The following is a 26,051-nucleotide window of genomic DNA, read 5'->3' as shown; positions in this document are numbered from 1 at the left end:
CCCTCAGGCCGCAGGCGTCGCCAGAGCCGCCACCAGCACCGGCGTGACCTGCTCGACCTGCCAGGGCCGCGCTCCGTAACCGGCGAGCAGCGCCGCGACCGACTCGTCGTCCGGCGTGGCCGGCGGCTCCCAGCACACCCGGCGCACGGTGTCCGGGGTGATCAGGTTCTCCTGCGGCATGTTCAGCTGCTCGGCCAGCGCCGAGACGGCGGCGCGTGCCGCGGAGAGCCGGGCCGCAGCCACCGGGTCCTTGTCCGCCCAGGCGCGCGGCGGCGGAGGACCGGTCACCGGCTGGCCGGGCTGCGGCAGCTCGGCCTCCGGCAGTGCCTTCGCACGGTCCACGGCGGCCTGCCACTGCTCCAGCTGGCGCCGCCCCATGCGGTGCCCGAAGCCGTTCAGCTCGGCCAGGGCGTGCACGTTGGGCGGCAGGGACAGCGCGGCCTCGACGATCGCGGTGTCCCCGAGCACCTTGCCGGGTGAGATGTCCCGGCGCTGCGCGACCCGGTCCCGGGCCTCCCACAGCTCCCGGACGACCGCCATCTGCCTGCGGCGGCGCACCTTGTGCATGCCCGACGTACGGCGCCAGGGGTCCTTGCGCGGCGGCGCGGGCTCGGCTCCGGCGATGGCGTCGAACTCCTGCCGGGCCCACTCCAGCTTGCCCTGCCGGTCCAGCTCCTTCTCCAGGGCGTCCCGCAGGTCGACGAGCAGCTCCACGTCCAGAGCGGCATACCGCAGCCAGGGCTCGGGCAGCGGGCGCGTCGACCAGTCGACCGCGGAGTGCCCCTTCTCCAGTACGAAGCCGAGAACGCTCTCGACCATCGCGCCGAGGCCGACCCGGGGGAACCCGGCGAGGCGTCCGGCCAGCTCGGTGTCGAACAGGCGGGTGGGGATCATGCCTATCTCGCGCAGGCACGGCAGGTCCTGTGTGGCGGCGTGCAGCACCCACTCCACTCCGGAGATCGCCTCGCCGAGGCCCGACAGGTCGGGACAGGCGACGGGGTCGATCAGCGCGGAGCCCGCGCCCTCACGGCGCAACTGCACCAGATAGGCGCGCTGGCCGTATCGGTACCCGGACGCACGTTCGGCGTCCACGGCCACGGGGCCGCTGCCGGCGGCGAAGGCGGCGATCATCTCGGCGAGCGCGTCCTCGTCGGCGATGACGGGCGGAATGCCCTCGCGCGGTTCGAGCAAAGGGATCGGCGCCGATTCGACGTCGTCCGGAGGGCCGCCTCCGGTGGTTCGCAGTGGGCTGTCTGCTGCGGTCTCTTGGGCGTCGGTCACCTGTCAAGGGTATCTGTGTATGGACGACGCCCGCCGACGGAACGTTCCGTCGGCGGGCGTGGCAGGGTCGTAAACCAGTCAGGTCAGTGAAAGATCCGGTTCAGTGTTCGTTCGTTCGCCGGTTTCCCGGTTTGCCGGATTCCTGGTCGGGACGGCTTCTCGGTCGTTCGCGGTCAGTGGATGATTCCGGTGCGCAGGGCCACCGCCACCATCCCGGCGCGGTCGCCCGTGCCGAGCTTGCGGGCGATGCGGGCGAGGTGGCTCTTGACGGTCAGCGCGGACAGGCCCATCGAGACGCCGATGGCCTTGTTCGACTGGCCCTCGGCGACCAGGCGGAGCACCTCGACCTCGCGGCCGGAGAGCTCGCGGTAGCCACCCGGGTGGCTCGGGGAACCCGGGGGGCGGCGGTGCATTCGGGCGGCGGCCGAGCCGATGGGCGCGGCGCCGGGGCGGGTGGGGAGCCCGACGTTGGTGCGGGTGCCGGTGACGACGTAGCCCTTGACGCCGCCCGCGAGGGCGTTGCGTACGGCGCCGATGTCGTCGGCGGCGGAGAGGGCCAGGCCGTTGGGCCAGCCCGCGGCTCGGGTTTCGGAGAGGAGCGTCAGGCCGGATCCGTCGGGGAGGTGGACGTCGGCGACGCAGATGTCGCGGGGGTTGCCGATGCGGGGACGAGCCTCCGCGACGGACGAGGCCTCGATGACGTCGCGTACACCGAGGGCCCACAGGTGGCGGGTCACGGTGGAGCGGACGCGGGGGTCGGCCACGACCACCATGGCGGTCGGCTTGTTCGGGCGGTAGGCGACCAGGCTTGCGGGCTGCTCGAGGAGAACGGACACCAGGCCTCCTGGGTGGGGGACGGGGCCGGCTTGTGGGGATGAAGCCGGGACGAACCGTGCTTTCAAGGTCACAGTCGTCTTCGGCACCAAACCCGTCCGCCTTTAGAGAATGATCACGATCTGGTGAGTAACAATCCGTGCAATTCGGACACGCGATCGATCATCCGAAGATCGAACCGAGTCGCTCCGCGCCAATCACCGTTCATACGCGGCCGAAAGTGGCCGTATCGACAAAGCCGCGACCGGCACCGACACACCCCGGCAACCCCTGGGCAAGACTCGTGCCGAGGACCTGAGCAAGGTCCTCGGCACGGGATCGGCATCGAACAGAAGGGAGTCGTCGGCGCTCAGCGCGACTGCGGCCCCCGGCGCTGCGGCAGCGTCACCACCGACGCGTCGCCCGCGCTCGCCGGCGGAAGCCCCGCGACCTGGCAGAGCAGATCGCACCACGCGGCAAGATGAGAGGCCGTGTCCGGGACCCCGCCCAGCCCCTCCCGCGGGGTCCAGGACGCCCGGATCTCGATCTGGGAGGCGGACGGACGCTCGGAGAGACCGCCGAAGTAGTGCGAACTCGCGCGCGTCACGGTGCCGCTCGGTTCGCCGTACGACAGACCGCGGGCCTGGAGCGCGCCGGTCAGCCACGACCAGCAGACGTCGGGCAGCAGCGGGTCGGCCGCCATCTCCGGCTCCAGCTCGGCGCGGACCAGCGTCACCAGACGGAAGGTGCCCTGCCAGGCATCGTGCCCCGCCGGGTCGTGCAGCAGCACGAGGCGGCCGTCGGCCAGGTCCTCGTCGTCGGCGACGACCGCCGCCTCCAACGCGTACGCGTACGGGGCCAGGCGCTGCGGCGGGCGCGTCGGGTCGATCTCGATCTCCGGTCGCAGCCGCGCGACCCTCAGCGCCTCGACGGCGGCCCGGAAGGGCGGCGGAGCCGTCTGCGTCGCATCCCGCTCTCCCTCCTTCGCGTCGTCCATTCCGCCAGCGCCGTCCGACAGTCGTCCCTGAGCCGCAGCCATGCGGGGAAGATTAAGGGGAACAGGGCCCGGTTGCAGCGACAGACATCCCCTTTTGGAGACCCGGTTCGGGCCGGACCCCGAACCGGGGGCGGCAGCGGACGTGCGAGACTTTCCGACGTGAGTGCCAACCGCCGCCCCGAGGGCCAGCCGCCGACAGCCACGTACGAGTCCGCCTTCCTCAAGGCGTGCAGGCGCGAGCCCGTGCCGCACACGCCCGTGTGGTTCATGCGGCAGGCCGGGCGCTCGCTGCCCGAGTACCTCAAGGTGCGCGAGGGCATCCCCATGCTGGAGTCCTGCACGCGGCCCGAGCTGGTCGCCGAGATCACCCTCCAGCCCGTACGCCGGCACCACGTCGACGCGGCGGTCTACTACAGCGACATCGTCGTCCCGCTGAAGGCCATCGGCGTCGACCTCGACATCAAGCCGGGCGTCGGCCCCGTCGTCCAGAACCCGATCCGCACCCGCGCCGACCTGGCCCAGCTGCGCGATCTGACCCCCGAGGACGTCTGGTACGTCACCGAGGCGATCAAGCTCCTGACGGACGAGCTCGGCGCGACGCCGCTCATCGGTTTCGCAGGCGCGCCTTTCACCCTCGCGAGCTACCTCGTCGAGGGCGGCCCGTCCAAGAACCACGAGCACACCAAGGCGCTCATGTACGGCGACCCGCAGCTGTGGGCCGACCTGCTCGACCGTCTCGCCGAGATCACCTCCGCCTTCCTGAAGGTGCAGATCGAGGCGGGCGCCAGTGCCGTCCAGCTCTTCGACTCCTGGGTCGGCGCCCTGGCGCCGGCCGACTACCGCCGCTCGGTGATGCCCGCCTCCACGAAGGTCTTCGAGGCCGTCGCCGGGTACGGCGTCCCGCGCATTCACTTCGGTGTCGGCACCGGCGAGCTGCTCGGCCTCATGGGCGAGGCGGGCGCGGACGTGGTGGGCGTCGACTGGCGCGTCCCGCTCGACGAGGCCGCCCGCCGCGTCGGCCCCGGCAAGGCGCTCCAGGGCAACCTGGACCCGGCCGTCCTGTACTCCACGACCGAGGCCGTGGAGACCAAGACGCGCGAGGTGCTCGACGCGGCCGCCGGACTGGAGGGCCACATCTTCAACCTCGGCCACGGCGTCCTGCCGACCATGAACCCGGACGCGCTGACCCGGCTCGTGGAGTACGTGCACACGCAGACCGCCCGCTGACGCCTCACCTCACCAGGTGTGCCGCGCCTGCCTGCCCCACAGCAGCCGGCGCGGCTCGGGCGGGGGCGGTGTGCCGGGGCGCAACGGCCACGCCAGCAGCATGCCCACGAGGAAGCCGGCCACATGGGCCGCGTACGCCACCGTCCCGGCCGCGGAGACACCGGCGCCCGACGAGTACACCGCCTGCAGCACGAACCAGAAGCCCAGCACCAGCCATGCGGGCAGCCGCAGCGGCAGGAAGATCAGGAACGGGACCAGGACCCAGACCCGCGCCTTCGGATAGAGCACCAGATAGGCGCCGAGGACTCCGGCGATCGCCCCGGACGCGCCGATCAGCGGGTCCCCCGAGTCGTCGTTGAGCAGCGCGAAGCCGTACGCGGCCGCATAGCCGCAGACGACGTAGAACAACGTGAAGCGCACATGCCCGAGGCGGTCCTCGATGTTGTTGCCGAAGATCCACAGGAAGAGCATGTTGCCGAGCAGGTGCAGCCAGCTGCCGTGCAGGAACATCGCCGTCAGGACCGACAGCGGCGGCGACTTGTCGTAGCCCGGCGGGGCCGCGAGGCAGCCGGGCCCGCTCTGCGGATCCACCGCGACGTGACCCGTGGGCACTAGCCGCGGCATCCGATGGTGGATCAGCTCCTGCGGCACCGCGGCGTAGTGGTCCAGGAACGCCTGCAGATGGCAGAGCTGGGACAGGCCGCTCTCGCCGGTCACCGAACCCGCGACGCCGGGGGTGCGCAGGAAGACCAGGAAGTTGACGGCGATCAGCGCGTACGTCACATAGGGCGTACGGCGTGCCGGGTTCACGTCATGGACGGGGATGACCACGAGGAATCAGTTCCCCCGATGCGCCCCGTGAATCCGTGCCCCCCTACCCTCCGCGGCGGTGAACACGGCCGCGCCCGGCTGCGTATCTCTCCTCAACCGTCCGTGACGCGACGAAGACGCGACGCGAGGACAACGTGAGGAACAGGCGATGAACGACCGAGTTACTCCTCCGATGCACGCTCTGCCCGACGGTGAGGCGGAGATCGCCCTGGTGCTGCACCTGCCCTGGGAGGACGTCGCCGCGCTCGGCCAGGAGGCCGGCCGGCTCGCCGCCCGGATGCAGCGGCCCGTCACCCTCGACGAGGCCGTCAGCCACCGGCTGCGGTCGGCCCGGTCGGCCGCGCACGCGAAGCCCGCGGGGGCGCAGCCCGCTGCCGTCCCCCCGTCCGCGTCCGTGTCCTCGCTGCCGGGGCGGCCGCCTGCCGAGCAGGCCCGGCAGGCCATCGAACGGATCAACGGCACCACCGGGCAGCACGAGTCGGCGTGAGCCGGTGTGTTCACGCCTTTCGTGAACGCACCGCCCCCGCCGCCTTCCTCGCCGCCACCAGGACCGGGTCCCACACCGGTGAGAACGGCGGGGCGTAGCCCAGGTCCAGGGCCGTCATCTGCTCCACCGACATACCCGCCGTCAGCGCCACGGCGGCGATGTCGACGCGTTTGGCGGCGCCCTCACGGCCGACGATCTGCACGCCGAGCAACCGTCCGGTGCGGCGCTCGGCGAGCATCTTCACGGTCATGAGGGCGGCGTTCGGGTAGTAACCGGCGCGGCTCGTCGACTCGATGGTGACGGCCTCGAACTGGAGGCCCGCTCGGTGCGCGTCCTTCTCACGCAGTCCGGTGCGCGCGATCTCCAGCTCGCAGACCTTGCTGACCGCCGTGCCGACGACACCGGGGAACGTCGCGTACCCGCCGCCCACATTGCTGCCGATCACCTGGCCGTGCTTGTTGGCGTGCGTGCCCAGCGCGATGTGCCGCTCCCGCCCCGAGACCAGGTCGAGGACCTCGACGCAGTCGCCGCCCGCCCAGATGTCCTCGTGCCCGCGCACCCGCATCGCCAGGTCGGTGAGCAGTCCGCCGTGCTCGCCGAGCGGCAGCCCGGCGGCCTTGGCGAGCGCGGTCTCGGGGCGTACGCCGATACCGAGGACGACCACGTCCGCCGGGTACTCGGCGTCCTCGGTGGCGACCGCCCGGACCCGCCCGTCCTGCCCGGTCAGCAGCTTGGTGACCGCGGCGTCGTTGACCATGGTGATGCCCATGCCCTCCATGGCCTCGTGCACCAGACGCCCCATGTCCGGGTCGAGCGTGGACATCGGCTCCTTGCCGCGGTTGACGACCGTCACCTCGTAGCCGCGGTTGATGAGCGCCTCGGCCATCTCCACACCGATGTAGCCCGCGCCGACGACCACCGCGTGCCGGCCCTCCGTGGCGGCCAGCGTGTCAAGGAGCGCCTGGCCGTCGTCCAGGGTCTGCACCCCGTGCACACCGGGCGCGTCGACGCCGGGCAGCTCGGGGCGGATCGGGCGGGCACCGGTGGCGATCACGAGTTTGTCGTACGGCGTCCACTCCTCGGCCCCGGTCTCCAGGTTCCGGGAGCGGACGCGGGCGCCCGCCGCGTCGATCTCCACGACCTCCGTACGCATCCGCAGATCGATGTCCCGTTCCCGGTGCTCCTCGGGAGAGCGCGCGATGAGTTGGTCCCGCTCGGTGACGTCGCCGCCGACCCAGTACGGGATGCCGCACGCGGAGTACGACGTGAAGTGGCCCCGCTCGAACGCCACGATCTCCAGCTCGTCCGGGCCCCGCATCCGGCGCGCCTGCGACGCGGCGGACATGCCCGCCGCGTCGCCGCCGATGACGACCAGCCGCTCTTTCGTCCCGCCCGTTCCGCTGCTCATGCTCATGCGAACACGCTACGGGGGCAGGGCATTTCAGTCCTGTTCGCCACTCTCCGGCCGTACGGGAGGAGCGACCGGAAGCCCGGCGGTCGCCGGTGCCGCCGGGGCCGGGCGGCGCGGCAGACGGGGCCGCACGAGCCGCAGCCACACCAGGACGAGCAGCGCCAGGCCCGCCGCGAACGGGAGCACCGCGCCGACCGCCAGCGCGAGCCAGCGCAGCATGGTGACCAGCACATGCCAGCCGCCCGCGAGCGCGTCCACGAAGCCGGGGTCCTCGTCCTTCTTCTCGGCCTTCTTCACCGGCGTCTCGGACAGTGACAGGGTGATCGTCGCCAGGCTGGTGCGGTCCTTCAGGGACGCCTGCTGGGCGAGCAGCGCCTCCAGGTCGGACTCACGGGTGCTCAACTCGCCTTCCAGGGTGACCACATCGCTCAGCTTGGTCGCCTTGTCCATCAGCTCGCGGACCCGGGCCACGCTGGCGCGCTGCGACTTGATCCGGCTGTCCACGTCCACCACCTGGTCGGTGACGTCCTGCGCCTTGGCCGTACGTTCGAGGATCTTCCCGGTGCCCTCCAGGCCGGCGAGCACCTCGTCGTACTGGTCGGTGGGCACGCGCAGGACGACCCGGGTGCGTTCATGGCCCCCGTCGTCGCGGGTGGTCGTCTCGTTGCCGACGAATCCGCCCGCGTTCTCGGTGGTGGTGCGGGCGTCGTCCAGCGCCTTGGGCACGTCCTTGACCTGCACGGTCAGTGAGGCGGTGCGGATGATGTGGCTCGCGGTGACCTTGGGAGGGGCGGTCGCCTTCGCGCCCGCGGCCCCGCCCCGGCTGCTGTCCGCGGCGCCGTCGCCGTCCGCCTGTGCGGCGCCCGAGTCGGCCTTCGCCGCGCTCTGGGGGGCCGCCTTGTCGTCGGAACCGCTGCCGGAGTCCGCCGAGTCGCCCGCGCCGCAGCCCGCCACCGCGAGGGCGGCGGCGAGGAGGACACCGGCCAGGGCCCGGCCCTGTCGTACGGAGCGTCGTCGTGGGCGCGCTTGCGTCCGGACCGTCTGTGCCATGTGGGCCTACCCCCGGGGAGTCGTCGTGACTGACGCTCCTTCGACGCCCGGCCGGGCCGGGACGTTGGCGGGATCCGGTCCCGATGCGGTCACGGTCGGGACTCGGCGGGGCCACACGCCCCGGCGGGTGTGTCAGGGGGCTCTGAGACAGTGGAGCCATGCGCGCACACAGCACTCGTACGGGTAACGGACACGTCGTCGTCATCGGAGGGGGGATCGCGGGTCTGGCCGCCGCCCACCGCCTCCTGGAGCAGGGCGCGCGCGTGACCGTCCTGGAGGCGTCCGGCCGGCTCGGCGGCAAGTTGCTGCCCGGCGAGATCGCGGGCGCGCGGGTCGACCTGGGCGCCGAGTCGATGCTCGCGCGGCGCCCCGAGGCGGTGGGACTGGCCCGGGAAGTGGGCCTCACCGACCGCCTCCAGCCCCCTGCCACGGCGACGGCCTCGATCTGGACCCGCGGCGCCCTGCGGCCCATGCCCAAGGGCCACGTCATGGGTGTCCCCGGCACCGCCGCCGCGCTCTCCGGCGTCCTGTCCGCGGACGGACTGCACCGCATCGAGCGGGAGGCGGACCTGCCGCGCACCGAGGTCGGCGACGACGTGGCGGTGGGGGAGTACGTGGCGGCCCGCCTCGGCCGCGAGGTCGTCGACCGCCTCGTCGAGCCCCTCCTCGGCGGCGTCTACGCGGGCGACGCGTACCGCATCTCGATGCGCGCAGCCGTCCCCCAGCTCTTCGAGGCAGCCCGCACCCACGCCTCCCTCACGGAAGCGGTCCGCGCCATCCAGGCCCGCGCGGCCGCCGCCCAGCAGACCGGCCCGGTCTTCACGGGCATCGAGGGCGGCATCGGCCAACTCCCGCTCGCGGTCGCGGAGTCGGTGCGGGCGCGCGGCGGCGAGATCGTCCTGAACAGTCCGGTCCAGGGGCTGCGCTGCACTCCCGAGGGCTGGGAGGTGACGGTCGGCGACCGCCTGGTGGCGGCCGACGGCGTCGTCGTCGCCGTACCCGCCGCCCAGGCCGCCGCGCTGCTGCGGGCCGAGGTGCCCGCCGCGGCGGCGGAGCTGGGCTTGGTCGAGTACGCGTCCATGGCGCTCATCACGCTCGCCTACCGTCGCGCCGACACCGACCTCCCCGAAGGCAGTGGCTTCCTCGTGCCGCCGGTGGACGGGCACACGATCAAGGCGTCGACCTTCGCGAGCCGGAAGTGGGGCTGGATCGGCGCCGAGAACCCCGACCTGCTGGTGCTGCGGACCTCGGTGGGGCGCTACGGGGAGACCGAGGTCCTCGGCCGGGACGACGAGGACCTCGTGAACGTCTCGCGCCACGACCTGCGCGCGGCGGTCGGGCTGGCCGCCACCCCCGTCGCCTCCCGCGTCACCCGGTGGACCGACGGGCTGCCGCAGTACCCCGTCGGACACCACGCGCGCGTGGCCCGCATCCGCGAGCACGTCGGCAAGCTGCCGGGCCTCGCCGTGTGCGGCGCCGCCTACGACGGCGTCGGGATCCCGGCGTGCATCGCGAGCGCGAACGCCGCCGTGGACCAGCTGCGCGGTGACCGCGGCGCACTGGACGCCCTCGTCGCGAACCCGGTGCAGAGTCTGCACGGCGGCGCGGGAGAATAGCCCCATGAGTGACGACGCCCCCACCACCGAGTCCGGCAGGGTCCCCAACAAGGGCAAGCTGGCCAAGGACCTCAACGAGGTCATCCGCTACACGCTGTGGTCCGTCTTCAAGCTGCGCGACGTGCTGCCGGAGGACCGCGCGGGCTACGCCGACGAGGTCCAGGACCTGTTCGACCAGCTCGCCGCGAAGGACGTGACGGTCCGCGGCACGTACGACGTGTCGGGGCTGCGCGCCGACGCCGACCTCATGATCTGGTGGCACGCCGAGACCGCCGACCAGCTCCAGGAGGCGTACAACCTCTTCCGCCGCACGAAGCTGGGCCGCGCCCTGGAGCCGGTCTGGTCGAACATGGCGCTGCACCGCCCCGCCGAGTTCAACCGCTCGCACATCCCGGCGTTCCTCGCCGACGAGACGCCGCGCAACTACATCAGCGTCTACCCGTTCGTGCGCTCCTACGACTGGTACCTGCTGCCCGACGAGGACCGTCGCCGCATGCTCGCCGACCACGGCAAGATGGCCCGCGGCTACCCGGACGTGCGCGCCAACACGGTCGCCTCGTTCTCGCTCGGCGACTACGAGTGGCTCCTCGCGTTCGAGGCCGACGAGCTGTACCGCATCGTCGACCTCATGCGCCACCTGCGCGCCTCCGAGGCCCGCATGCATGTCCGCGAAGAGGTCCCGTTCTACACGGGGCGCCGCAAGGACATCGCCGAGCTGGTCGCCGGGCTCGCCTGACCGGCGCCTGATCAGCGGGTGGGCCGGGCGGCCTTGTCCGAGGCGCTGTCCGGCGCCGCGGACTTGGCTGCCGCCGGCTTCGGCTCCTCGTGCGGTGCGCAGTCGGCGCTCCGCACCGGGAGCCTGCCCTCCAGGACGTATGCGTCCAGGTAGCCGTTGACGCACCGGTTGGGCCCGCCGCCGATGCCGTGCGTGCCGGCGCCGTTCTCGGTGACCAGGACCGAGCCGGACAGCCGCCGCTGCAGCTCGACCGCGCCGTCGTAGGGCGTCGCCGCGTCCCGCTCGGCGGCCAGGATCAGGGTGGGCGGCAGGGCGCCAGGAAGCGTCCGTACGTCGAGCGGCTGCTGCCGGGGCACCGGCCAGTACGCGCACGGCAGGTTCATCCAGGCGTTGCCCCACGTCTCGAACGGTGCGCTGCGGGCGAGCCGCGTGTTGTCGCGGTCCCAGGTGCGCCAGTCGGTCGGCCAGGGCGCGTCGTTGCACTCGACGGCCGTGTAGACCGCGGTGCCGTTCTCCTGCTCGACGGCCGCCTCCGGGTGCGGCTCGGCCTGCTGGATCAGCGGCTTCGGGTCACCCTTCAGATACGCCGAGAGGGCCAGCGCGCGCTGCGGCCAGTAGTCGTCGTAGTACCCGGCCTGCAGGAACGCGCCCTGCAACTGCCCCGGGCCGACCTTGCCGCCCGCGGGCTCGGCGGCGAGCTGGGCCCGCGCCTTGTCGTAGCTGTGCAGGACCGCTTCGGGCGTGGTGCCGAGGCCGTACACCTTGTCGTGCCGGGCGATCCAGGTGCGGAAGTCCGCCCAGCGGGTCTCGAACGCGGCCGACTGGTCGAGGTTGTTCTGGTACCAGATCTGCTCGGGGTCCGGGTTCACCGCCGAGTCGAAGACCATGCGGCGTACGTGCGAAGGGAAGAGGGTGGCGTAGAGGGCACCGAAGTAGGTGCCGTAGGACGCGCCCATGAAGGTCAGCCGCCGCTCGCCGAGCGCGGCGCGCAGCACGTCCAGGTCGCGGGCGTTGTTCAGCGACGAGTAGTACCGCACCGCGCGGCCCGAGCGCCGGACACAACCGCGCGCGTACGCCTTCGCCTCGGCGATCCGCTCCTTCTTGTACGACTCCGAGGGGAACGTCGGCGCCGGCGAGGGCCCCTTCACGAAGTGCTTCGGGTCCTGGCAGGAGAGGGGCGCCGAGCGGCCGACGCCGCGCGGGGCGTAGCCGACGAGGTCGTACGCCGCCGCGATGCGCTTCCACTCGGGAAGGAAGCCGATCAGCGGGAAGTACATGCCGGAGGCGCCGGGTCCGCCGGGGTTGTAGACGAAGGCGCCCTGCCGGGGCACCTTCCGCTTGGAGTTGTGCGGGTCGCGGCCGGTGGCCCGGACACGGCTGACGGTCAGTTTGATCTGCTTGCCGTCGGGGTGCGCGTAGTCGAGGGGCACGGTGACGGTGCCGCACTGGAGCTTGCCCGGCACGTCCTGCTTCTTGGCGCACGTTCCGAAGCGGATCCCGGCGGTCGCGGCGCGCGCGGCGGCCACGGCGGTGCCGAGCGTCTCGGGGGAGCCCGTGGAGTCCGGCCAGGCGGGCCGGCCGTCCGCGGGGGCGGCGACGAGGGCGGTCAGGAGCAGGGCTCCGGCGGTTCCATGGAGGACGGCAGCTCTCATCGCAGATCCCTTCGGCGCGCGGCAGCGACAAAAAGGATGTTTCGTTTGACGGTTGGCGAAGTAAAGCACCGGCCCCCGGTGTCGGGTCCAATGACCCCGATGCGCCCCCTCGCGCGCCGGTCAGCCGGTCAGCCGTGCCGCTCGCGGCCCTGCGGCCCGTGCTGCCGGTCGCGGTGCGCGAAGGCCGCCCGCAGCTCCGGCTCGCCGATCGCGCGGACGCCGCGCACGGCCACCGAGGTGAGGTACGTACGGTCGTCGCCGCTGCCGTCGGGGCGCCGGGCGAGCGTGCCGAGCAGCTGCTGCCCGGCCGGAGAGGCCCAGCGCGTGTAGGGGTGCACCTCGATACGGGCGATGGCGAGACAGCTCAGCGTGAGGATCAGCGGGAGCGCGAACCAGAGGGCGACCGGTACCTCGTCGGCGGTGGTCTGCGACGGCAGCAGCAGCGCCACGGTGCCCAGCGCGAGGACGGCCGCCGAGGCCGCCTGGACCTGGCGGACGGCGCCCGCGACGGTGGTGCGCGCCCCGTCGGGCACGGCGAGGCCCGCGGCGACGAGACGGTCGGCGAGTGTACGTACGCAGTCGGCGGCCGCCGCGGTGGCCCGTACCGGCGCTATCCGCGACTGGCCCTCCGGGCCGATGGCCCCTATGACCGAACGCTCCATGTCGTCGCGCCCGCGCGGGTCCACCACGGTCGCCCAGCCGGTGTGCGCGAGCAGCAGCCGGCGCTGCCGGGCCATCGACACCAGGGTCAGCTCGGCGACCCGGGCCGGACCACCGGACAGGAACGCGGCCTCGTACAGCGTGAGATCGTGCCCGCGCACGCCGTCCGCATCGGCGGCGGCGCGTACGGCGGCCAGGCACAGCCGCGTGCACGAGACACCGGCTGCGGCCCAGGCCAGGAGCAGAAGAAGGACCCAGAACATGGCGTGTTTGTATGCGACCGAAACGGGGGAGCGCCATGCCTTGTTCACGATATGGACGGAGTGTTGTGAGTATGTGACGTTCCGGTTGGCCCTCGCGTCGCGGCCCAGGAGTCCTAGGAGGCCTCGCCCTGCCCGGGCGGTGGGCTGGACTCGGCCGGCGGCAGCGTGTAGCTCGGCTCCGGCGACGGGCTCACGGGGACGGGTGTCCGGGGTGAGGTCTGGGGGCCGGGCGGGGCGGGCGAGTTGGTGAGCGGCGGCGGGCTCGCGGTGGCCGCGTCCCGGGCGAGCGCGTCGAAGTCGACGTTCCCGGTGGCCTCCAGGACCTTGATGTGGTCGAGGACGGTGGTGTTCGCGTCGTCGGCGAGGTCGCGGACCAGCGAGTTGCGGGTGTTCGCGCGGACGAGGGCGACGACGGAGAAGACCTTGCCGTGTGCCTTGCGCAAGATGTTGGCGAACTGGACGTCGAAGTCCTGGCCGTGCGCCGCGCCGAGCGTCGCGAGCCACTGACGCTGCTGCGGGTTGGGCTGGTTGGGCAGGTCCAGGCCGAGCCGGGCCGCCACGTTGCGGACCCTGGCGTCCAGGAACATGTGCCCCTCGACGAGGTGCTGTCCGGCGGTCCGTACGGCCTGTGTGGTGCCGCGTTCCTCGGCCTCCTGCCCCGCGGGCAGCTCCCACAGCCCGGCCAGCCGGACCTTGGTGATGAACTCCCGGTCCAGCCCGGACAGCGGCCCGAACTTCGTCGACACGGTCTGCGCGTTCAGGGTGTCCAGGCCGGTGCCGGAGCGGTCCGCGTACGACCAGATCGGAAAGACCAGGGCGATGAGGGTCGCCGTGAGACCGGTGATGATGAGCCCGGTCCCGCTGATCAGTCCGGTTCGGTTGATGGATCGCATGGTGCCTCCTGTTGCGGCACCGCACGCTAGTGCGCTTCGGGTGCGGCTTGGCATATTACCGAGGGTCCTACGCCAACTGCCGTACGAGCCGGGAGGGTCGGGAGGGCGGTAACGGGCGCCCGGATGCGGTACCGGTGAGGAGGGATGAATCATCAGATACAGTCGCAAAGTGAATGCGGTGCCTGTGGGGACCGGGGCATCTTGTTAACCGCAGCACATCAGGGCGTTTAAGCCCGTCCGGCGTTCGAGGACGAGCGCGTCAGCGCGATTCAACCCCTCAGTGCCGCAGCAACACGCGCCGCGTGACCCGGGCCAGCCGCGCCGCGGGCCGCTGGGACCGCGGTGCCGGCCCCGACCGCTCCAGCCACCACTCCCGCAGCGCCCGCCGCGCATCCGCGTCCTGCGGCCGCCCCGCGAGCAGCAGATGCTCCGCGAAGTCCAGCGCGTCGCGCCGGTACCCCCCACCCATCGGATGCCCCTGGGCGTACGCGAGGAACGCGGGCCGGTAGTCCGACGCGAGGATCTCCGGCAGCTCCGGAGCCACCTTCGCCACGATGTCCGCGCGCTTGGCGGCAAGCGCCCGCGCCTGCACGCCGAGGCGTACCCGGTCGAACCCCTCCGGCACCGGCGTCCCGGCGACCAGTGCGGAGAGCAGCGCGGCCTGAGCGAGGGCGACCCGCTGCCGGGCGGGCACGGTGTCGGAGGCCGATGCGTCGCCGGCACTCCCGGATCCCCCGGTGTCCCCCGCGCCCCCAGCGCCATCGGGAGAGGAGGAGGCGGCTTCCTGTCCCCCCGTCGCCCTCACCAGCGTCTCCCGAATGGCGTCCACCTCGCGCTCCAGCTCCCCGGCCTCCGGGAAGTTGTCGTCCCGCTCCAGCAGAACGCCCGGCGGGGTCACCCGGGACGCGAGGTCCGCGAGGATGTCGAGGACCGGCCGGGGCACGGGGTGGGCGTGGCTGTCGTGCCAGACGCCGTCGCGCTCGAAACCGCCGGCCACGTGGACGTAGGCGATGGCCTCGACGGGCAGTTCGTCGAGGGCCTTGGCGGGGTCCTCGCCGCGGTTGACGTGGTTGGTGTGCAGGTTGGCGACATCGATCAGCAGCCGTACGCCGGTGCGGTCGACCAGGTCGTACAGGAACTGCCCCTCGGTCATCTCCTCGCCGGGCCAGGAGATCAGCGCGGCGATGTTCTCCACGGCGAGCGGCACCGGCAGCGCCGCCTGGGCGATGCGGACGTTCTCGCACAGGACGTCCAGGGCGTCCCGGGTGCGCGGCACGGGCAGCAGGTGTCCCGCCTCCAGCAACGGCGACGCGGTGAGAGGGCCACCGGCCCGCACGAACGCGATGTGCTCCGTGACGAGCGGCGAGCCGAGCGCCTCGGCGCGCTCGGCCAGCGCCGTGAGCCGTGCCTCGTCGGGGCGGTCGGCGCCGCCGAGGCCGAGCGAGACGCCGTGCGGGACGACCGTGACACCGCGCTCCCGCAGTCGCAGCAGCGACTCGGGGAGATGTCCGGGGCACAGGTTCTCCGCCACGGCCTCGACCCAGTCGATGCCGGGCATGCGCTCCACGGCGTCGGCGATCTCCGGCCGCCACCCGATCCCGGTCCCCAGTCGCCCCGCCCGCCCGAGTAGCCCGGTCCGCTCCAGCCGCGTCATGCTCGTCATGGCCCCTCCTCCGTCACTGCTGCCCTACCGACCCTGCGTGTCGTCTCCTCACGACGGACCTGTGTTCCGGCGTGACGGAGTCATGGCCCCGGCAGCCGGGGCCGAACCCAGGGGAGCGGACGTTCAGAGCAACATTTGAGGTTTCAGCCCAGGGGCCACTTGTCCGGATCGCGGCCCAGCAGTCGTAGCGACTCGTGCAGCGGGTCCGCGCCCGCCGGTACGTCCAGCACCGGCGCGAAGGCGAATCCCTCGCCGCGTCCCGCCGGGTCCGTGGGCACGAACCGGGCGACGGCGAGCGCCGCGCGAAGGACGTGGTCCGGCAGGTCGAGCCCTGCGCCGAGACAGGCCGCGACGTCCCAGGAGTGCACCACGTAGTCGACGAAGTGAAAGCTGACGGCGAGCCGCCCGGGGAACCCGCCGCCGAGTTCCGGCAGTGCGAACTCCCGCTCCGTGACGCCCGGTTCGTCGAAGGCGGCGAGCACGGTCGTCGCCGCCGCCCGATACGTCGGCCCGGGCGCGGTCATGTCCGCCGGCTCCTGCCAGTACGCCATCCGGTGCCCTGCCCCGCGCGCGGCCGCCGCGAATCCGTGGTGCTGCGCGGCCATGTGCGCCACCAGTTCGCGCAGCGTCCACCCCGTGCAGGGGGTGTCCCGCTCCCAGTCCGCGTCCCGCGCCAGAGCGACGAGCCGTAACGACTCGTGCACGGCGATCCGGTCGAGGGTGACGAAGTCCCGTTCGGTGGCGCCCGGTTGGGCCGCTCCCGACGAGGTGATGTCCGATGGGGTGATGTCCATGGACCGAGCATAAAACTAAGCGAACGGTCGTGCTACTTGTTTGGGAGGATCAATCGACGTCGAGGCCGACATCCGTACGCATCAGGGGACTTCGGGCACCCAGGAGGGATCCGTTGCCGCTGCCCGCAGCCGGGACGCGATCGCGACGCGGGCCCTGCGGTACGCGGTGGTCTCGTCGTGCAGGACGGAGACGGCGTTGGCGGTCTCCATCAACGCGATGAGCTCGAAGGCGAGTTGGGGTGCGTCCGTACCGGGCAGCAGGTCGCCGGCGGCACGGGCGTCCTCGACGGTGCGCTCCACATGGGCGGTCCAGTCCCGCTGGGCGCGGGCGACGGCGTCGTGCACGGGGCCGGAACGGGCGTCGAACTCGGCGATCACCTCGTAGAAGAAGCAGCCGCCCGGGAAGACGCGGCCCTCGGAGTACTCCAGCCACAGGTCGCACAGCCGCCACACCCGGGCGACCCCGGCCGGGGTCTGTGCCGTCGGCCGGACCACCCGCTCCAGGTAGATGCGGGACGCCTCCCGCACCGTCGCCAACTGCAGTTCCTGCTTGGAGCCGAAGAGGGCGAAGACGCCGCTCTTGCTGAGGTTCAGTTCGGTGGCCAGCCGCCCCACCGACAACGCCTCAAGTCCTTCGACCGAGGCGATGGCGACGGTACGGCCCAGGACCGACTGCCGCGTACGGTTGCCGCGTTCGACCCTGCCGTCCAGCCGGGTCCCGGCCATCGTGACCTCCACAGATCCACAGATCCACAGTTCCGCGTGTCCGGACATCCGGTCCGGGAGCATCCGTCAAGCCTAGCCTTCGCGGCCCGCGTGACCGGTGCCGCTCAGCGGCGGTTGCCCCAGGCCGCGCTCTGCTGTCGGCGAGCAGCCGAAGTGTGGTGGGGGCGAGGCCGATCACCTCGGCCTCGGCGGAGCGGACGGTCACGGACTCGTCGAAGTCCGGCACGATCGGCGACATCTCATGCCTGCTGTGGTGAGGACGGCTGTCTGCCCTGCGGAGCGGCCTGCTCGCCCCGATGTGCGGCGGCCGGGAGCGGCGTCTCGGTGCCGGCCGCGCGGCATGGACGTCAGTGGCGCAGTGCCGGATGGTCCGCGACGACCGTGCAGGAACCCGGCGCGATCTCCGTGAAGCCCGCGTCGCGGACCAACGGCAGGCCGCCGGAGGTGAGTTCGGGCCAGCGGGCGGGGTCGGCGGTGCGCACGGCGAGGGGGAAGCCGGCCTCGCGCCAGGCCCTGCGCTCCTCGTCCGAGAGCTCCCACCAGGCCAGTTGGGCGCCGTGGCCCGTCTGGGCCATCGTCTTGCCCGCCGACATGTCGAGTTCGGGGTTCAGCCACAGCACCGGCGCCGTCGCGTCGGCAGCCACGGGAGGCTCGGGGTCCTCGAGGTCGGTGCCGGAGACCTGGAGCCGGGCCAGGTCCTTGGGCCAGCCGTCCAGCGGGACGGGTGGGAAGACCCGTACCTCCGCGGACTTGCCCGCGACCGTGATGCCGGGCAGCGCCTCGGCCCGCCGCCACTCGGCGCCGCGCGCCCGCCGGACGACCTTCCGGATCCGGGCGTCCTGCCAGTCCCGCATCGCCGGTGCCCATGCGCCGTCCCCGAGCGAGCGCTCGTCGCTCAGAATCGTGAGGACGGCGCGGGCAGCCGTCTCCAGCGCGTCGGTACGGGCCGGGGGAGCATCCCGCTCGATGCGCACGACCAGAGGCAGTACGAACTGGGGTGCCTCGTCGCGCGCCGTGCGCTCGGAGCGGAAGGGGCTGTCGGAGTTGTCGGAGCCCTCGGTGGGAACGGCCGCATCGCTGATCACGTCCTCCAGTCTGCCAGGGGAGGATTCGTTCTTCCGCGCACGGTCGTAGGGACGAGAGGATGCGGTGCATGCGAGGGGATCTGCGGCTGGAGGGCGTCGGCCGCCGCTACGGGCTACGCGGCCCCTGGGTGCTGCGCGGAGTCGACCTCACGCTCACCCCCGGCACGCTGACCCGCATCGAGGGCGCCAACGGCACGGGAAAATCAACCCTGTTGCGGCTTCTGGCCGGGATCGACGCGCCCACCGAAGGCCGGATCGGCGGGCGCCCGCGCACGGCGTACGTCCCGGAGCGGTTCCCGGCGGCGCTCCCCTTCACCGCCTCCGGCTACCTCACCCACCTCGGTGCCGTCCAGGGGCTCTCCCGTCCGGCCGCCGCCCGTGCGGCCGACGAGTGGCTGGAGCGCTTCGGCGCCGCCGCCTACGCCCGCACACCCCTGTCCGAGCTCTCCAAGGGCAGCAGCCAGAAGGTCGCCGTCGCCCAGGCCCTGCTCGCGCAGCCGGAACTCCTCGTCCTCGACGAGGCCTGGACCGGCCTCGACACCGCCGCCCGCGCGGAACTCGAACGCGTCGTCGCGGAGCGCACGGCCGCCGGTGCCGCCGTCGTCTTCGTCGACCACGACCCGCGCCGCCTGGCGGGGGCACCCGACGCGACGTACGCCGTCGTCGAGGGCGCGCTCCGACTCCGTACGACGCCCGGGGCCGGACCGGTCGGCGCGCCGGACGCGCCGCACGTCGTCGTCGAGGTCGAGGGCCCGCTCGGGAGCGAACCGCCCGCCGACGCGGGGAAGTTCGCCACGGCCGTCGACGAGTCCGCGCCGGGCACCTACCGGCTGACCGTCCCGGGGACCCACTCGGACGTCGTGCTCCGCGCGCTGCTGGGCGCGCACCCGCCATGGCACGTGGTGAGCGTGCGCCAGGTCCCCGCGGACACCATCGCCGCCGCGGACGACGTAAAGCCCCTCGAAGCCGAAAGCCGCCGATGACCGCCCTCTTCCGCTATCAGGCCGACCTCCTCCTGCGCTCCCAGCGCTGGCTGCCTCCCTTCATCCTGTACGCCGCGTTCCTCGCCATCGGTGTGCAGGGCGGGCAGCCGGTGCTCGACTCGCTCGGCTACGCTGCCGCCGCCGTGCTCCCCGTGGCCGCCTGGCTCGTCCGTATCTGCGCCACCAACGAGCCGCCCGCTGCCCGGAGTTGTGTAGGGGCGGCGGCCGGTCCCGGACGGGCGCACCTCGCCTGTCTGCTCGTCGCGCTGTCGGCGTCCGCACTCATCGGCACGGCGTCGACCCTGGTCGTCACGGTGATCAGCGACCCGAGGAGCACCGACCACCAGACGCGGCTGCCCGTGTTCGAGGCGGGCGCCGCGGGGCTTCTGGCCGTGCTCGCGTGCGCCCTGCTCGGCACGGCGGTCGGCGCCCTCACGACCTGGCCGCTGCTGAACTCGCCCGGCCGCGCGATCCCCGCCATGCTGCTCGCCGTACTGCTGGGCCTGGTGGTGACGGGCTCGCCCGCCCAGGCGGCGATCACCGGCCTGATCACCGGCTCGCAGGAGGGCAGGGTGCCCGTGCCGCTTCTGCCGCTGGCCGCTGCCGCACTCCTGGCGGCCGCCGCGACCGCCGCGGCCTGCGCACTCACCACCCGCAGATCGCCCTGACCGGCCGCTGCTCAGCCCGAGCAGGCCGTGCGCTGCGCCTCCTGCCACTCACAGACGGGGCACAACGTGACGCCCTTGTGGGACTCCGGGTACTCGGTCGGCTTCCGGCACAGCACGCACTCGGCGAACGGCGGCCCGTCCGCCGCGGGGCCCGGGGCCGCCGCGGGCTGCGGGGCCGCCGTCTCCGTACCGCAGTAATCGCTCATGCCCCCCAGGGTAGGGCGAGCCCCGCAGGAGTCAGCGGTGGCCGCCCGCCGCCCCGATCAGCTCGGACACCTTCACGAACCGGTAGCCCTTCCTGCGCAGCTCGGGAACGATCGTGCGCACCGCCCGCTCGGTCGCGGGAGCCGCGCTCCGCGTGCAGTGCATGACGACGACGGACCCCGGCCGCACCCCGTCAAGCACCTGCTGGGCCACCGCATCCGCATCCGTCGCGAACGCGTCCCCGCTCACCACGTCCCACTGCACGGCGGTGACCCCGACCGCGCTCAGCGCGCGCAGCGCCCGCTGGTCGTAGCACCCGCCGGGGAAGCGGAAGTACGGCATCGCATCGGGCACTCCCGCCTTCTTGAAGGCGGCGTACGCCCGCTCCACGTCGGTCCGCATCCGGTTGGCGGGGACGGTCGGCAGGCCGTAGCAGTCCTTGGTGAAGGCGTAGTGGCTGTAGGAGTGGTTGGCGACCTCGAAGAGCGGGTCCCGCCCGATGGCCCTGGCCTCCTGCGGATACTCGTCGGCCCACCGCCCCGTCATGAACACCGTGGCCGGCACCTTCAGCCCGCGCAGGGTCGCGATGAGCCGCGGATTGTCGAAGTGTTCTCCGGCCGCGGCCCGCGACCCCTGATCCGCGGTCATGTCCGCGTCGAAGGTCAGCGCGACGGCCTTGCCCGCCGCGCGCGAGCCGTTCGTCCGGGGGCTGCTCGTGCGCGGGCCGTTCTTGAAGACCGGGGTCAGGCCGGCGGGACCGGGGGCGAGGGTCGGGGGCGCGGGGGATTTCGAGGCCGCGGCAGTGGGCGCCGGGCGGGTGGGGTGCTGGGCGGCCGGGGCGCCGCAGGCGGTAAGCGCGGTCCCGAGGGCCCCCAGGGCGCAGGCGGCGGCGACACGGCGTACAAGAATGATCACCGGATGAAGGTATCCAGACAAATGTGACTAATCGCCCGTCGTGGGTGTGCGTCGGGTGAATCCGGGGCCGAAGTCACCCGCCCAGCGTCCCGGCGCCGCCCGGTACCTCTCGGCGAGGTCGCCCCTCAGGCGTTCCGCAGCATCCGCCGGCTCTCCTCCACGTCGAAGTCCGCCTTCGGGTACTGCGGGTCCAGCGCCTCCAGGTGCTCCAGGAGGAGCGTGCTGATCGCCCAGTTGCGGTACCACTTGCGGTCGGCGGGGACCAGGTACCAGGGGGCTTGTGGGGTGGAGCAGCGGGCGAGCGCGATCTCGTACGCCTCCTGGTAGGCGGGCCACAGGGCGCGGTCCTCGATGTCCCCGGTGCTGAACTTCCAGTGCTTGGCGGGGTTGTCGAGCCGTTTGAGCAGGCGGCGCCGCTGCTGTTCGTAGGAGATGTGGAGGAAGCACTTGACCACGGTGAAGCCGTCGTCGGTGAGGGCCTTCTCGAAGCGGTTGATCCGGCCGTAGCGGTTGCCGAGGTCCTTGTGCGGGACGAGTGCGCGGACGCGGGCGATCAGGACGTCCTCGTAGTGCGAACGGTCGAAGATGCCGATCTCGCCGGGCAGCGGCAGCGCCTTCTTGACGCGCCAGAGGAAGTCGTGCCGCAGTTCCTCGGGGGTCGGGGCCTTGAACGCCCGGATCCGGCAGCCGGAGGGGTTGAACAGACCGATGACGTGTCTGACCGTGCCGCCCTTGCCGCTGGTGTCCATGCCCTGCAGGATCAGCAGGATCCGGCGCTGGTCACCCGCCGTGCTGGCGGCCCACAGGCGCTCCTGGAGGTCGCCGAGGCGCTCGCCCGTGCGGGCGATGGCCTCCAGCCCGGCGACCTTGTCCCGGGGGCCGCCGGGGGTGGCGTCCGTGGGGTACGAGGAGAGGTCGACCGGCTTGCCGTCGGACGGCAGACGAAGCAGGTCGCCGAGCGCGGCGTGCGGCTCGCTCCTCCGGCCCCTCGTGTGCTTCTCGGCCTTGGCCACCGCGTACCCCTTCCGGCTCGCCGGGTGTGTCCCTCGATCCTGCGCCGGGGGCCGGGCGGCCGCTACCCGCCGGGGCGGACCGCACGCAAGCGCGCCCGCGGTGATGTCCGGGTCGTCCCTCCCGCGCGCCCGCCCTTACCCGTGCGCCACCACCGGATCGGGTTCCCACAGCGCGGTGCCCTGTCCGGCGACCACCGCGCCGATGCGGGCCAGTACCTCCGCCGCCGGCCGTGCGTCCAGGCGGCGGCCGTCGCGCAGCCGCAGGGCGACCTCGCCTGCCGAGGACTCCCGGGCGCCGATCACCGCCTGGTAGGGCACGAGCCGAGCGGCCCGGACGCGGGCGCCGAGGGTGCCCTGGTCCGGGGCGGCGAGCTCGGCGCGCAGCCCCTGGTCGCGGCAGCGCCGCAGCAGCCGTACGGCGTCGTCGCTCTCCGCGTCGGAGACCGGCAGGACCACCACCTGGGTGGGGGCGAGCCAGGCCGGGAAGGCACCGCCGTGCGCCTCGATGAGATGGGCGACGGCCCGCTCCAGGCTGCCGATCACGCTGCGGTGGACCATGACCGGGCGGTGCCGGGCGCCGTCGGCACCGATGTAGTGCAGATCGAACCGCTCGGGCTGGTGGAAGTCGACCTGCACGGTGGAGAGGGTCGACTCGCGTCCTGCCGGGTCGGCGATCTGCACGTCGATCTTGGGGCCGTAGAACGCCGCCTCGCCCTCGACGGCCTCGTACACCACCCCGGAGCGGTCGAGGACGTCCCGCAGCAGCGCGGCGGACCGGCGCCACAGTTCGGGGCCGGCGACGTACTTCCCGCCGGGGCCGGGCAGCGAGAGGCGGTAGCGGGCGGGTTCGATGCCGAGTGCGCCATAGGCGCGGCGGATCAGCTCCAGTGCGTCGTACGCCTCTTCGGCGACCTGGTCCAGGGTGCAGAAGATGTGCGCGTCGTTGAGCTGGATCGCGCGCACCCGGGTCAGACCGCCGAGGACGCCCGACATCTCGGAGCGGTACATGCCGCCCAACTCGGCCATGCGAAGCGGTAGTTCGCGGTAACTGTGGGAGCGAGCGCGGTAGATGAGCGCGTGGTGGGGACAGAGGCTGGGGCGCAGGACGACCTGCTCGCCGCCGAGATCCATGGGCGGGAACATGTCCTCGCTGTAGTGGGACCAGTGGCCGGAGATCTCGTACAGCTCGCGCTTGCCCAACACCGGTGAGTACACATGCCGGTAGCCCGCCCGGCGCTCGGCGTCGCGCACGTACTCCTCCAGCGCGTGCCGTACGGCCGCGCCGTCCGGCAGCCAGTACGGCAGGCCCGCGCCCATCAGCGGGTCGGTGTCGAACAGGTCCAGCTCGCGGCCGAGTCGGCGGTGGTCGTGCATGGCGGTCTCCTCGTTCGGGGGAGGGACGAGTGACCACACACGGCGAAGCCCCGGGGCACTCGCCCCGGGGCTTCGGACTCAAGACATCAGTCAGCGCGCCGGGACACTCTCCGGCGTCGTCGTGTTCACGGCGGCACGCTTCATGGTCGTGACGGTAGCAGGGGGTCTCACGGCAGGCACCGGAATTAATCTGCGCCTACCGGTATGCGCCGCACCCCGTCCAAGGAGGCACCGCCATGACAGCACCGCAGGACACCTCGCCCTCGTCCGCCGATCCCACGGACCCGGCCGCCGGCACCCCGGCCCTCGACGCCGCCGTCGCGGCCACGGCGGCCACGGACGGAATCGTCGCCCGTCTGCTGGAGGGGCTCGCCGAGCGGTTCGGCGGGCGGGCCTCCGTCGCTGCCGTGTTCGGTGAGCCGGTCACCCGCGAGGGGGTCACCGTGATCCCCGTCGCCAGGGCCGCCTTCGGCTTCGGCGGCGGCACCGCGCGCGAGGTGCGCCGGTTTGCGAGCGGCGAGGGCGGCGGGGGAGGGGGCGGCTGTGAGACCCGGCCGCTCGGTTTCATCGAACTCCGCGACGGCAGCGCCACCTACCACCGCATCCGCGACCCGTGGACCGACGTCGTCGCCCCCTTGGCGACGCTGCTTCTGGGCACCACCGCCCCCTTGCTGGCCCGCGCCCTCACCGCGCGGCGCGGGCGGAGCCACTGAGGACCCGCCAGGCGCGGGCGGGTCCTCCGGCGACCCGCCCGGCGCCGCTGGAACGGCTAACGGCGCCAGGGCCCCGTCACCGCGAACGTGGTCCCCGGCGTATAGCAGTTCACGTACATCGTCCTGCCGTCCGGCGAGAACGTGACGCCCGCGAACTCGCCCCATTCCGGGGCCTGCTGGGTGCCGATGTTCTGGGCGCCGCGCGCCATCGCGTACACCTCGCCGCGGCGCGTCACGCCGAAGACGTGCTGGGCGCCGTTGCCGTCCTCGCAGACCATGAGGCCGCCGCTGGGGGCGAGGCAGATGTTGTCCGGGGACTCGCCCGGGAGTTGTACGTCGGTGTCCGGACCGAAGACGATCACGAGGGTGAGACGGCGCGCCGACGGGTCGTAGCGCCAGATCTGGCCGTAGTGGTCGGCGGCCGAGCCATCGGCGCTGTGGGCGAAGGAGGAGACGAAGTACACGCACGAGCCGCCCCAGTAGCAGCCCTCCAGCTTCTGGGCGTGCGTGATGCCCTTCGGGCCGAAGTCCTGGAGCCGGACGGGTGTCCGGGCCGCCAGCGGGTCCGGTACGTCCACCCACTCGATGCCGTCGAAGGTCGCACCGGTCTCCTGGATCGAGGAGAGGTCCGGCACGCCGGGCACACGCATCGCCTGGAGTCTGCCTCCCGCGCGCAGTGAACCCACCCCGCCCTCGGGCCTGTTGGGCAGGAAGCGGTAGAAGAGGCCGAACGGCTTGAGGAACGCGTCCTCGGTCTCGTAGACGATGCCCCGCTTCGGATCGACGGCGATCGCCTCGTGCTGGAAGCGGCCCATCGCGGTCAGGGGGACCGCTCCGGTGCGGTGCGGGTCGACCGGGTCCACCTCGAAGATGAAGCCGTGGTCCTTGGTGTAGCCGTTGGTGCCCGCCCTGTCCTCGGTCTCCTCGCAGGTCAGCCAGGTGCCCCAAGGGGTGGGCCCGCCCGCGCAGTTGACCGCGGTACCGGCGATCGCGACCCGCTCCGACAGGACGTCGCCGTCGCGGTCGAGCGTGAATGCCGTGCAGCCGCCCTTGCCCATCGGGTCGTAGGTGAGGCCGTCGACGGTCGGAACGGCGAACTTCGCGGTGACGCGGTTCTCGTGGTTGCGCACGAGGTGCACCCGGCCGTGCCGGCCGGCGAAGGCGGACATGCCGTCGTGGTTGCTCGGGACGGGGCCTTCGCCGGAGCGCAACGGGTCGCCCTCGCGGGAGAGGACCCGGTAGCGGAAACCTTCCGGCAGGTCGAGGAGTCCGTTCGGGTCGGGGACCAGCGGGCCGTACCCGTGGTGCCCCAGGTCCTGCGCGGCGGCGGTGCCCGCGAAGAGATCGGTGAGGGATCCGGCGAAGGCGATCGAGACGCCCAGCGCCCCGGTGCGGGCGAGCAACTGACGGCGTGTCGCGGAGCTGCTGTTCTCTGGCACGGCGGGCGTGGCAGGCGTGAGGGACATGGGAGACCTTCCTGTTGGCGGACAGGACTGTGACCCAGCTGTGTGTATCACGCGTCAGGGGTCGCAGGAACCACGCGCGTAGCACGTGTCACCCGTCGGCCTCGGGCGGGACAGGCGTGTCGGCCTCGGGCAGGGCGGGCGTGTCGGCCTCGGGTCGCGGGGGTGTGACGGCCTCAGGCCCCGGGGGTGTGACGGCCGCGGGCGGCGCAGGTGTGGCGGGCGGCCCCTGCTGTGTCTGTGCGCGCTCCAGGAAGCGCAGCAGCTCCACCGGGAAGGGCAGGACGAGGGTGGAGTTCTTCTCGGCTGCGACCGCCACCACCGTCTGCAGCAGCCGCAGTTGCAGGGCCGCGGGCTGCTCGGCCATCACCTCGGCGGCCTCCGCGAGCTTCTTGGAGGCCTGGAGCTCGGCGTCGGCGTTGATGATCCGGGCGCGGCGTTCGCGGTCGGCCTCGGCCTGCCGTGCCATCGACCTCTTCATCGTCTCGGGCAGCGACACGTCCTTGATCTCGACGCGGTCGATCTGCACACCC

Annotated in this window: 26 protein-coding genes; 7 read left to right on the top strand and 19 right to left on the bottom strand. The window is 72.7% G+C overall.

The window, feature by feature from the left end:
• Nucleotides 1–3 precede the first annotated feature (3 nt).
• The 3 genes from ACN6LB_RS09500 to ACN6LB_RS09490 form a co-directional block, all read right to left on the bottom strand.
• The gene (locus ACN6LB_RS09500; RefSeq protein ID WP_445025416.1) at nucleotides 4–1,281 is read right to left on the bottom strand and encodes an HRDC domain-containing protein; all 1,278 of its coding nucleotides are present in this window, start codon (nucleotides 1,279–1,281) and stop codon (nucleotides 4–6) included.
• 173 nt (nucleotides 1,282–1,454) lie between these two features.
• Nucleotides 1,455–2,117, bottom strand: a complete 663-nt coding sequence (locus ACN6LB_RS09495; protein WP_030605794.1) for a response regulator transcription factor — start codon at nucleotides 2,115–2,117, stop codon at nucleotides 1,455–1,457.
• 347 nt (nucleotides 2,118–2,464) lie between these two features.
• On the bottom strand, nucleotides 2,465–3,091 hold the full coding sequence (locus tag ACN6LB_RS09490; protein WP_445025503.1) for a DUF3000 domain-containing protein: 627 nt from the start codon (nucleotides 3,089–3,091) through the stop codon (nucleotides 2,465–2,467).
• Nucleotides 3,092–3,250: 159 nt separating this feature from the next.
• Here ACN6LB_RS09490 and hemE point away from each other — a divergent pair, with 159 nt between their 5' ends.
• Nucleotides 3,251–4,318 (top strand): uroporphyrinogen decarboxylase, encoded by a 1,068-nt coding sequence (gene hemE, locus ACN6LB_RS09485; RefSeq protein ID WP_445025415.1) that lies wholly within the window; start codon nucleotides 3,251–3,253, stop codon nucleotides 4,316–4,318.
• 9 nt (nucleotides 4,319–4,327) lie between these two features.
• On the opposite strand, the gene ACN6LB_RS09480 is transcribed toward hemE, so the two are convergent.
• The gene (locus tag ACN6LB_RS09480) at nucleotides 4,328–5,149 is read right to left on the bottom strand and encodes a rhomboid family intramembrane serine protease (protein WP_356145809.1); all 822 of its coding nucleotides are present in this window, start codon (nucleotides 5,147–5,149) and stop codon (nucleotides 4,328–4,330) included.
• 148 nt (nucleotides 5,150–5,297) lie between these two features.
• On the opposite strand from ACN6LB_RS09480, the gene ACN6LB_RS09475 reads away from it, so the two are divergent.
• Nucleotides 5,298–5,636: a hypothetical protein gene (locus ACN6LB_RS09475; RefSeq protein ID WP_356145812.1), complete on the top strand. Its 339-nt coding sequence runs from the start codon at nucleotides 5,298–5,300 to the stop codon at nucleotides 5,634–5,636.
• Nucleotides 5,637–5,646: 10 nt separating this feature from the next.
• Here the strand turns inward: ACN6LB_RS09475 and ACN6LB_RS09470 are convergent, their stop codons facing one another.
• Together ACN6LB_RS09470 and ACN6LB_RS09465 are read right to left on the bottom strand one after the other, a co-directional pair.
• Entirely contained in the window at nucleotides 5,647–7,050 is a 1,404-nt protein-coding gene (locus ACN6LB_RS09470) for an FAD-dependent oxidoreductase (protein ID WP_445025414.1), read from the bottom strand.
• Between the two features lie 27 nt (nucleotides 7,051–7,077).
• Nucleotides 7,078–8,097: a DUF4349 domain-containing protein gene (locus tag ACN6LB_RS09465; RefSeq protein ID WP_356137313.1), complete on the bottom strand. Its 1,020-nt coding sequence runs from the start codon at nucleotides 8,095–8,097 to the stop codon at nucleotides 7,078–7,080.
• 158 nt (nucleotides 8,098–8,255) lie between these two features.
• On the opposite strand from ACN6LB_RS09465, the gene hemG reads away from it, so the two are divergent.
• Nucleotides 8,256–9,713 carry a protoporphyrinogen oxidase gene (gene hemG / locus ACN6LB_RS09460; protein WP_445025413.1) on the top strand — a complete coding sequence of 486 codons (1,458 nt, stop codon included), beginning with the start codon at nucleotides 8,256–8,258 and terminating at the stop codon, nucleotides 9,711–9,713.
• A gap of 4 nt (nucleotides 9,714–9,717) precedes the next feature.
• Nucleotides 9,718–10,449 (top strand): hydrogen peroxide-dependent heme synthase, encoded by a 732-nt coding sequence (gene hemQ / locus ACN6LB_RS09455; RefSeq protein WP_356137309.1) that lies wholly within the window; start codon nucleotides 9,718–9,720, stop codon nucleotides 10,447–10,449.
• A gap of 11 nt (nucleotides 10,450–10,460) precedes the next feature.
• Here the strand turns inward: hemQ and ACN6LB_RS09450 are convergent, their stop codons facing one another.
• From ACN6LB_RS09450 to ACN6LB_RS09420, 7 genes are all read right to left on the bottom strand, one after another.
• The gene (locus ACN6LB_RS09450; RefSeq protein ID WP_445025411.1) at nucleotides 10,461–12,101 is read right to left on the bottom strand and encodes an alpha/beta hydrolase; all 1,641 of its coding nucleotides are present in this window, start codon (nucleotides 12,099–12,101) and stop codon (nucleotides 10,461–10,463) included.
• Nucleotides 12,102–12,229: 128 nt separating this feature from the next.
• Nucleotides 12,230–13,024 carry a TIGR04222 domain-containing membrane protein gene (locus ACN6LB_RS09445; protein WP_445025410.1) on the bottom strand — a complete coding sequence of 265 codons (795 nt, stop codon included), beginning with the start codon at nucleotides 13,022–13,024 and terminating at the stop codon, nucleotides 12,230–12,232.
• A gap of 113 nt (nucleotides 13,025–13,137) precedes the next feature.
• Nucleotides 13,138–13,917: a DUF4142 domain-containing protein gene (locus ACN6LB_RS09440; protein WP_445025409.1), complete on the bottom strand. Its 780-nt coding sequence runs from the start codon at nucleotides 13,915–13,917 to the stop codon at nucleotides 13,138–13,140.
• Between the two features lie 277 nt (nucleotides 13,918–14,194).
• On the bottom strand, nucleotides 14,195–15,571 hold the full coding sequence (locus ACN6LB_RS09435; RefSeq protein ID WP_445025502.1) for a DUF692 domain-containing protein: 1,377 nt from the start codon (nucleotides 15,569–15,571) through the stop codon (nucleotides 14,195–14,197).
• A gap of 152 nt (nucleotides 15,572–15,723) precedes the next feature.
• The gene (locus tag ACN6LB_RS09430; protein WP_445025408.1) at nucleotides 15,724–16,374 is read right to left on the bottom strand and encodes a TIGR03086 family metal-binding protein; all 651 of its coding nucleotides are present in this window, start codon (nucleotides 16,372–16,374) and stop codon (nucleotides 15,724–15,726) included.
• A gap of 81 nt (nucleotides 16,375–16,455) precedes the next feature.
• Nucleotides 16,456–17,100 carry a TetR/AcrR family transcriptional regulator gene (locus tag ACN6LB_RS09425; RefSeq protein ID WP_356137299.1) on the bottom strand — a complete coding sequence of 215 codons (645 nt, stop codon included), beginning with the start codon at nucleotides 17,098–17,100 and terminating at the stop codon, nucleotides 16,456–16,458.
• A 347-nt stretch (nucleotides 17,101–17,447) separates the two neighbouring features.
• Nucleotides 17,448–18,185: a peptidyl-tRNA hydrolase gene (locus ACN6LB_RS09420; protein WP_356137297.1), complete on the bottom strand. Its 738-nt coding sequence runs from the start codon at nucleotides 18,183–18,185 to the stop codon at nucleotides 17,448–17,450.
• Nucleotides 18,186–18,253: 68 nt separating this feature from the next.
• Between ACN6LB_RS09420 and ACN6LB_RS09415 the strand changes: the two genes are divergently transcribed.
• Both ACN6LB_RS09415 and ACN6LB_RS09410 read left to right on the top strand, forming a co-directional pair.
• Entirely contained in the window at nucleotides 18,254–19,168 is a 915-nt protein-coding gene (locus tag ACN6LB_RS09415; protein WP_445025407.1) for an ABC transporter ATP-binding protein, read from the top strand.
• Nucleotides 19,165–19,836, top strand: a complete 672-nt coding sequence (locus ACN6LB_RS09410; RefSeq protein ID WP_356137293.1) for an ABC transporter — start codon at nucleotides 19,165–19,167, stop codon at nucleotides 19,834–19,836. Before ACN6LB_RS09415 ends, ACN6LB_RS09410 begins: the two co-directional genes overlap by 4 nt.
• 11 nt (nucleotides 19,837–19,847) lie before the next feature.
• Here ACN6LB_RS09410 and ACN6LB_RS09405 read toward each other — a convergent pair whose 3' ends face one another.
• From ACN6LB_RS09405 to thrS, 4 genes are all read right to left on the bottom strand, one after another.
• Nucleotides 19,848–20,042 (bottom strand): hypothetical protein, encoded by a 195-nt coding sequence (locus tag ACN6LB_RS09405; RefSeq protein ID WP_356137291.1) that lies wholly within the window; start codon nucleotides 20,040–20,042, stop codon nucleotides 19,848–19,850.
• A gap of 31 nt (nucleotides 20,043–20,073) precedes the next feature.
• Nucleotides 20,074–20,955 (bottom strand): polysaccharide deacetylase family protein, encoded by an 882-nt coding sequence (locus ACN6LB_RS09400; RefSeq protein ID WP_445025406.1) that lies wholly within the window; start codon nucleotides 20,953–20,955, stop codon nucleotides 20,074–20,076.
• Nucleotides 20,956–21,080: 125 nt separating this feature from the next.
• Complete coding sequence (locus tag ACN6LB_RS09395) at nucleotides 21,081–21,968, bottom strand: PPK2 family polyphosphate kinase (protein WP_445025405.1); 888 nt, start codon at nucleotides 21,966–21,968, stop codon at nucleotides 21,081–21,083.
• A gap of 135 nt (nucleotides 21,969–22,103) precedes the next feature.
• Nucleotides 22,104–23,381: a threonine--tRNA ligase gene (thrS, locus tag ACN6LB_RS09390; protein WP_445025404.1), complete on the bottom strand. Its 1,278-nt coding sequence runs from the start codon at nucleotides 23,379–23,381 to the stop codon at nucleotides 22,104–22,106.
• Between the two features lie 197 nt (nucleotides 23,382–23,578).
• Here thrS and ACN6LB_RS09385 point away from each other — a divergent pair, with 197 nt between their 5' ends.
• On the top strand, nucleotides 23,579–24,055 hold the full coding sequence (locus tag ACN6LB_RS09385) for a spore germination protein GerW family protein (RefSeq protein WP_445025403.1): 477 nt from the start codon (nucleotides 23,579–23,581) through the stop codon (nucleotides 24,053–24,055).
• 56 nt (nucleotides 24,056–24,111) lie between these two features.
• Here ACN6LB_RS09385 and ACN6LB_RS09380 read toward each other — a convergent pair whose 3' ends face one another.
• Nucleotides 24,112–25,521: a PhoX family protein gene (locus ACN6LB_RS09380; protein WP_445025402.1), complete on the bottom strand. Its 1,410-nt coding sequence runs from the start codon at nucleotides 25,519–25,521 to the stop codon at nucleotides 24,112–24,114.
• An 88-nt stretch (nucleotides 25,522–25,609) separates the two neighbouring features.
• Nucleotides 25,610–26,051, bottom strand: a 442-nt coding sequence (locus tag ACN6LB_RS09375; RefSeq protein WP_445025401.1) for an SPFH domain-containing protein, incomplete at its 5' end; no start/stop codon positions are given.

The organism is Streptomyces sp. SAS_270 (assembly GCF_052543295.1).
This window is presented reverse-complemented; position numbering and strand designations above follow the sequence as displayed.

What these genes read in the sequence shown, in the direction of transcription:
- ACN6LB_RS09490 (WP_445025503.1), bottom strand. Translation starts at nt 3,091, where the DNA reads ATGGACGACGCGAAGGAGGGAGAGCGGGATGCGACGCAGACGGCTCCG.
- ACN6LB_RS09475 (WP_356145812.1), top strand. Translation starts at nt 5,298, where the DNA reads ATGAACGACCGAGTTACTCCTCCGATGCACGCTCTGCCCGACGGTGAG.
- ACN6LB_RS09470 (WP_445025414.1), bottom strand. Translation starts at nt 7,050, where the DNA reads ATGAGCATGAGCAGCGGAACGGGCGGGACGAAAGAGCGGCTGGTCGTC.
- ACN6LB_RS09465 (WP_356137313.1), bottom strand. Translation starts at nt 8,097, where the DNA reads ATGGCACAGACGGTCCGGACGCAAGCGCGCCCACGACGACGCTCCGTA.
- hemG (WP_445025413.1), top strand. Translation starts at nt 8,256, where the DNA reads ATGCGCGCACACAGCACTCGTACGGGTAACGGACACGTCGTCGTCATC.
- hemQ (WP_356137309.1), top strand. Translation starts at nt 9,718, where the DNA reads ATGAGTGACGACGCCCCCACCACCGAGTCCGGCAGGGTCCCCAACAAG.
- ACN6LB_RS09450 (WP_445025411.1), bottom strand. Translation starts at nt 12,101, where the DNA reads ATGAGAGCTGCCGTCCTCCATGGAACCGCCGGAGCCCTGCTCCTGACC.
- ACN6LB_RS09445 (WP_445025410.1), bottom strand. Translation starts at nt 13,024, where the DNA reads ATGTTCTGGGTCCTTCTTCTGCTCCTGGCCTGGGCCGCAGCCGGTGTC.
- ACN6LB_RS09440 (WP_445025409.1), bottom strand. Translation starts at nt 13,917, where the DNA reads ATGCGATCCATCAACCGAACCGGACTGATCAGCGGGACCGGGCTCATC.
- ACN6LB_RS09435 (WP_445025502.1), bottom strand. Translation starts at nt 15,571, where the DNA reads ATGACGCGGCTGGAGCGGACCGGGCTACTCGGGCGGGCGGGGCGACTG.
- ACN6LB_RS09430 (WP_445025408.1), bottom strand. Translation starts at nt 16,374, where the DNA reads ATGGACATCACCCCATCGGACATCACCTCGTCGGGAGCGGCCCAACCG.
- ACN6LB_RS09425 (WP_356137299.1), bottom strand. Translation starts at nt 17,100, where the DNA reads ATGGCCGGGACCCGGCTGGACGGCAGGGTCGAACGCGGCAACCGTACG.
- ACN6LB_RS09415 (WP_445025407.1), top strand. Translation starts at nt 18,254, where the DNA reads ATGCGAGGGGATCTGCGGCTGGAGGGCGTCGGCCGCCGCTACGGGCTA.
- ACN6LB_RS09410 (WP_356137293.1), top strand. Translation starts at nt 19,165, where the DNA reads ATGACCGCCCTCTTCCGCTATCAGGCCGACCTCCTCCTGCGCTCCCAG.
- ACN6LB_RS09405 (WP_356137291.1), bottom strand. Translation starts at nt 20,042, where the DNA reads ATGAGCGATTACTGCGGTACGGAGACGGCGGCCCCGCAGCCCGCGGCG.
- ACN6LB_RS09385 (WP_445025403.1), top strand. Translation starts at nt 23,579, where the DNA reads ATGACAGCACCGCAGGACACCTCGCCCTCGTCCGCCGATCCCACGGAC.
- ACN6LB_RS09380 (WP_445025402.1), bottom strand. Translation starts at nt 25,521, where the DNA reads ATGTCCCTCACGCCTGCCACGCCCGCCGTGCCAGAGAACAGCAGCTCC.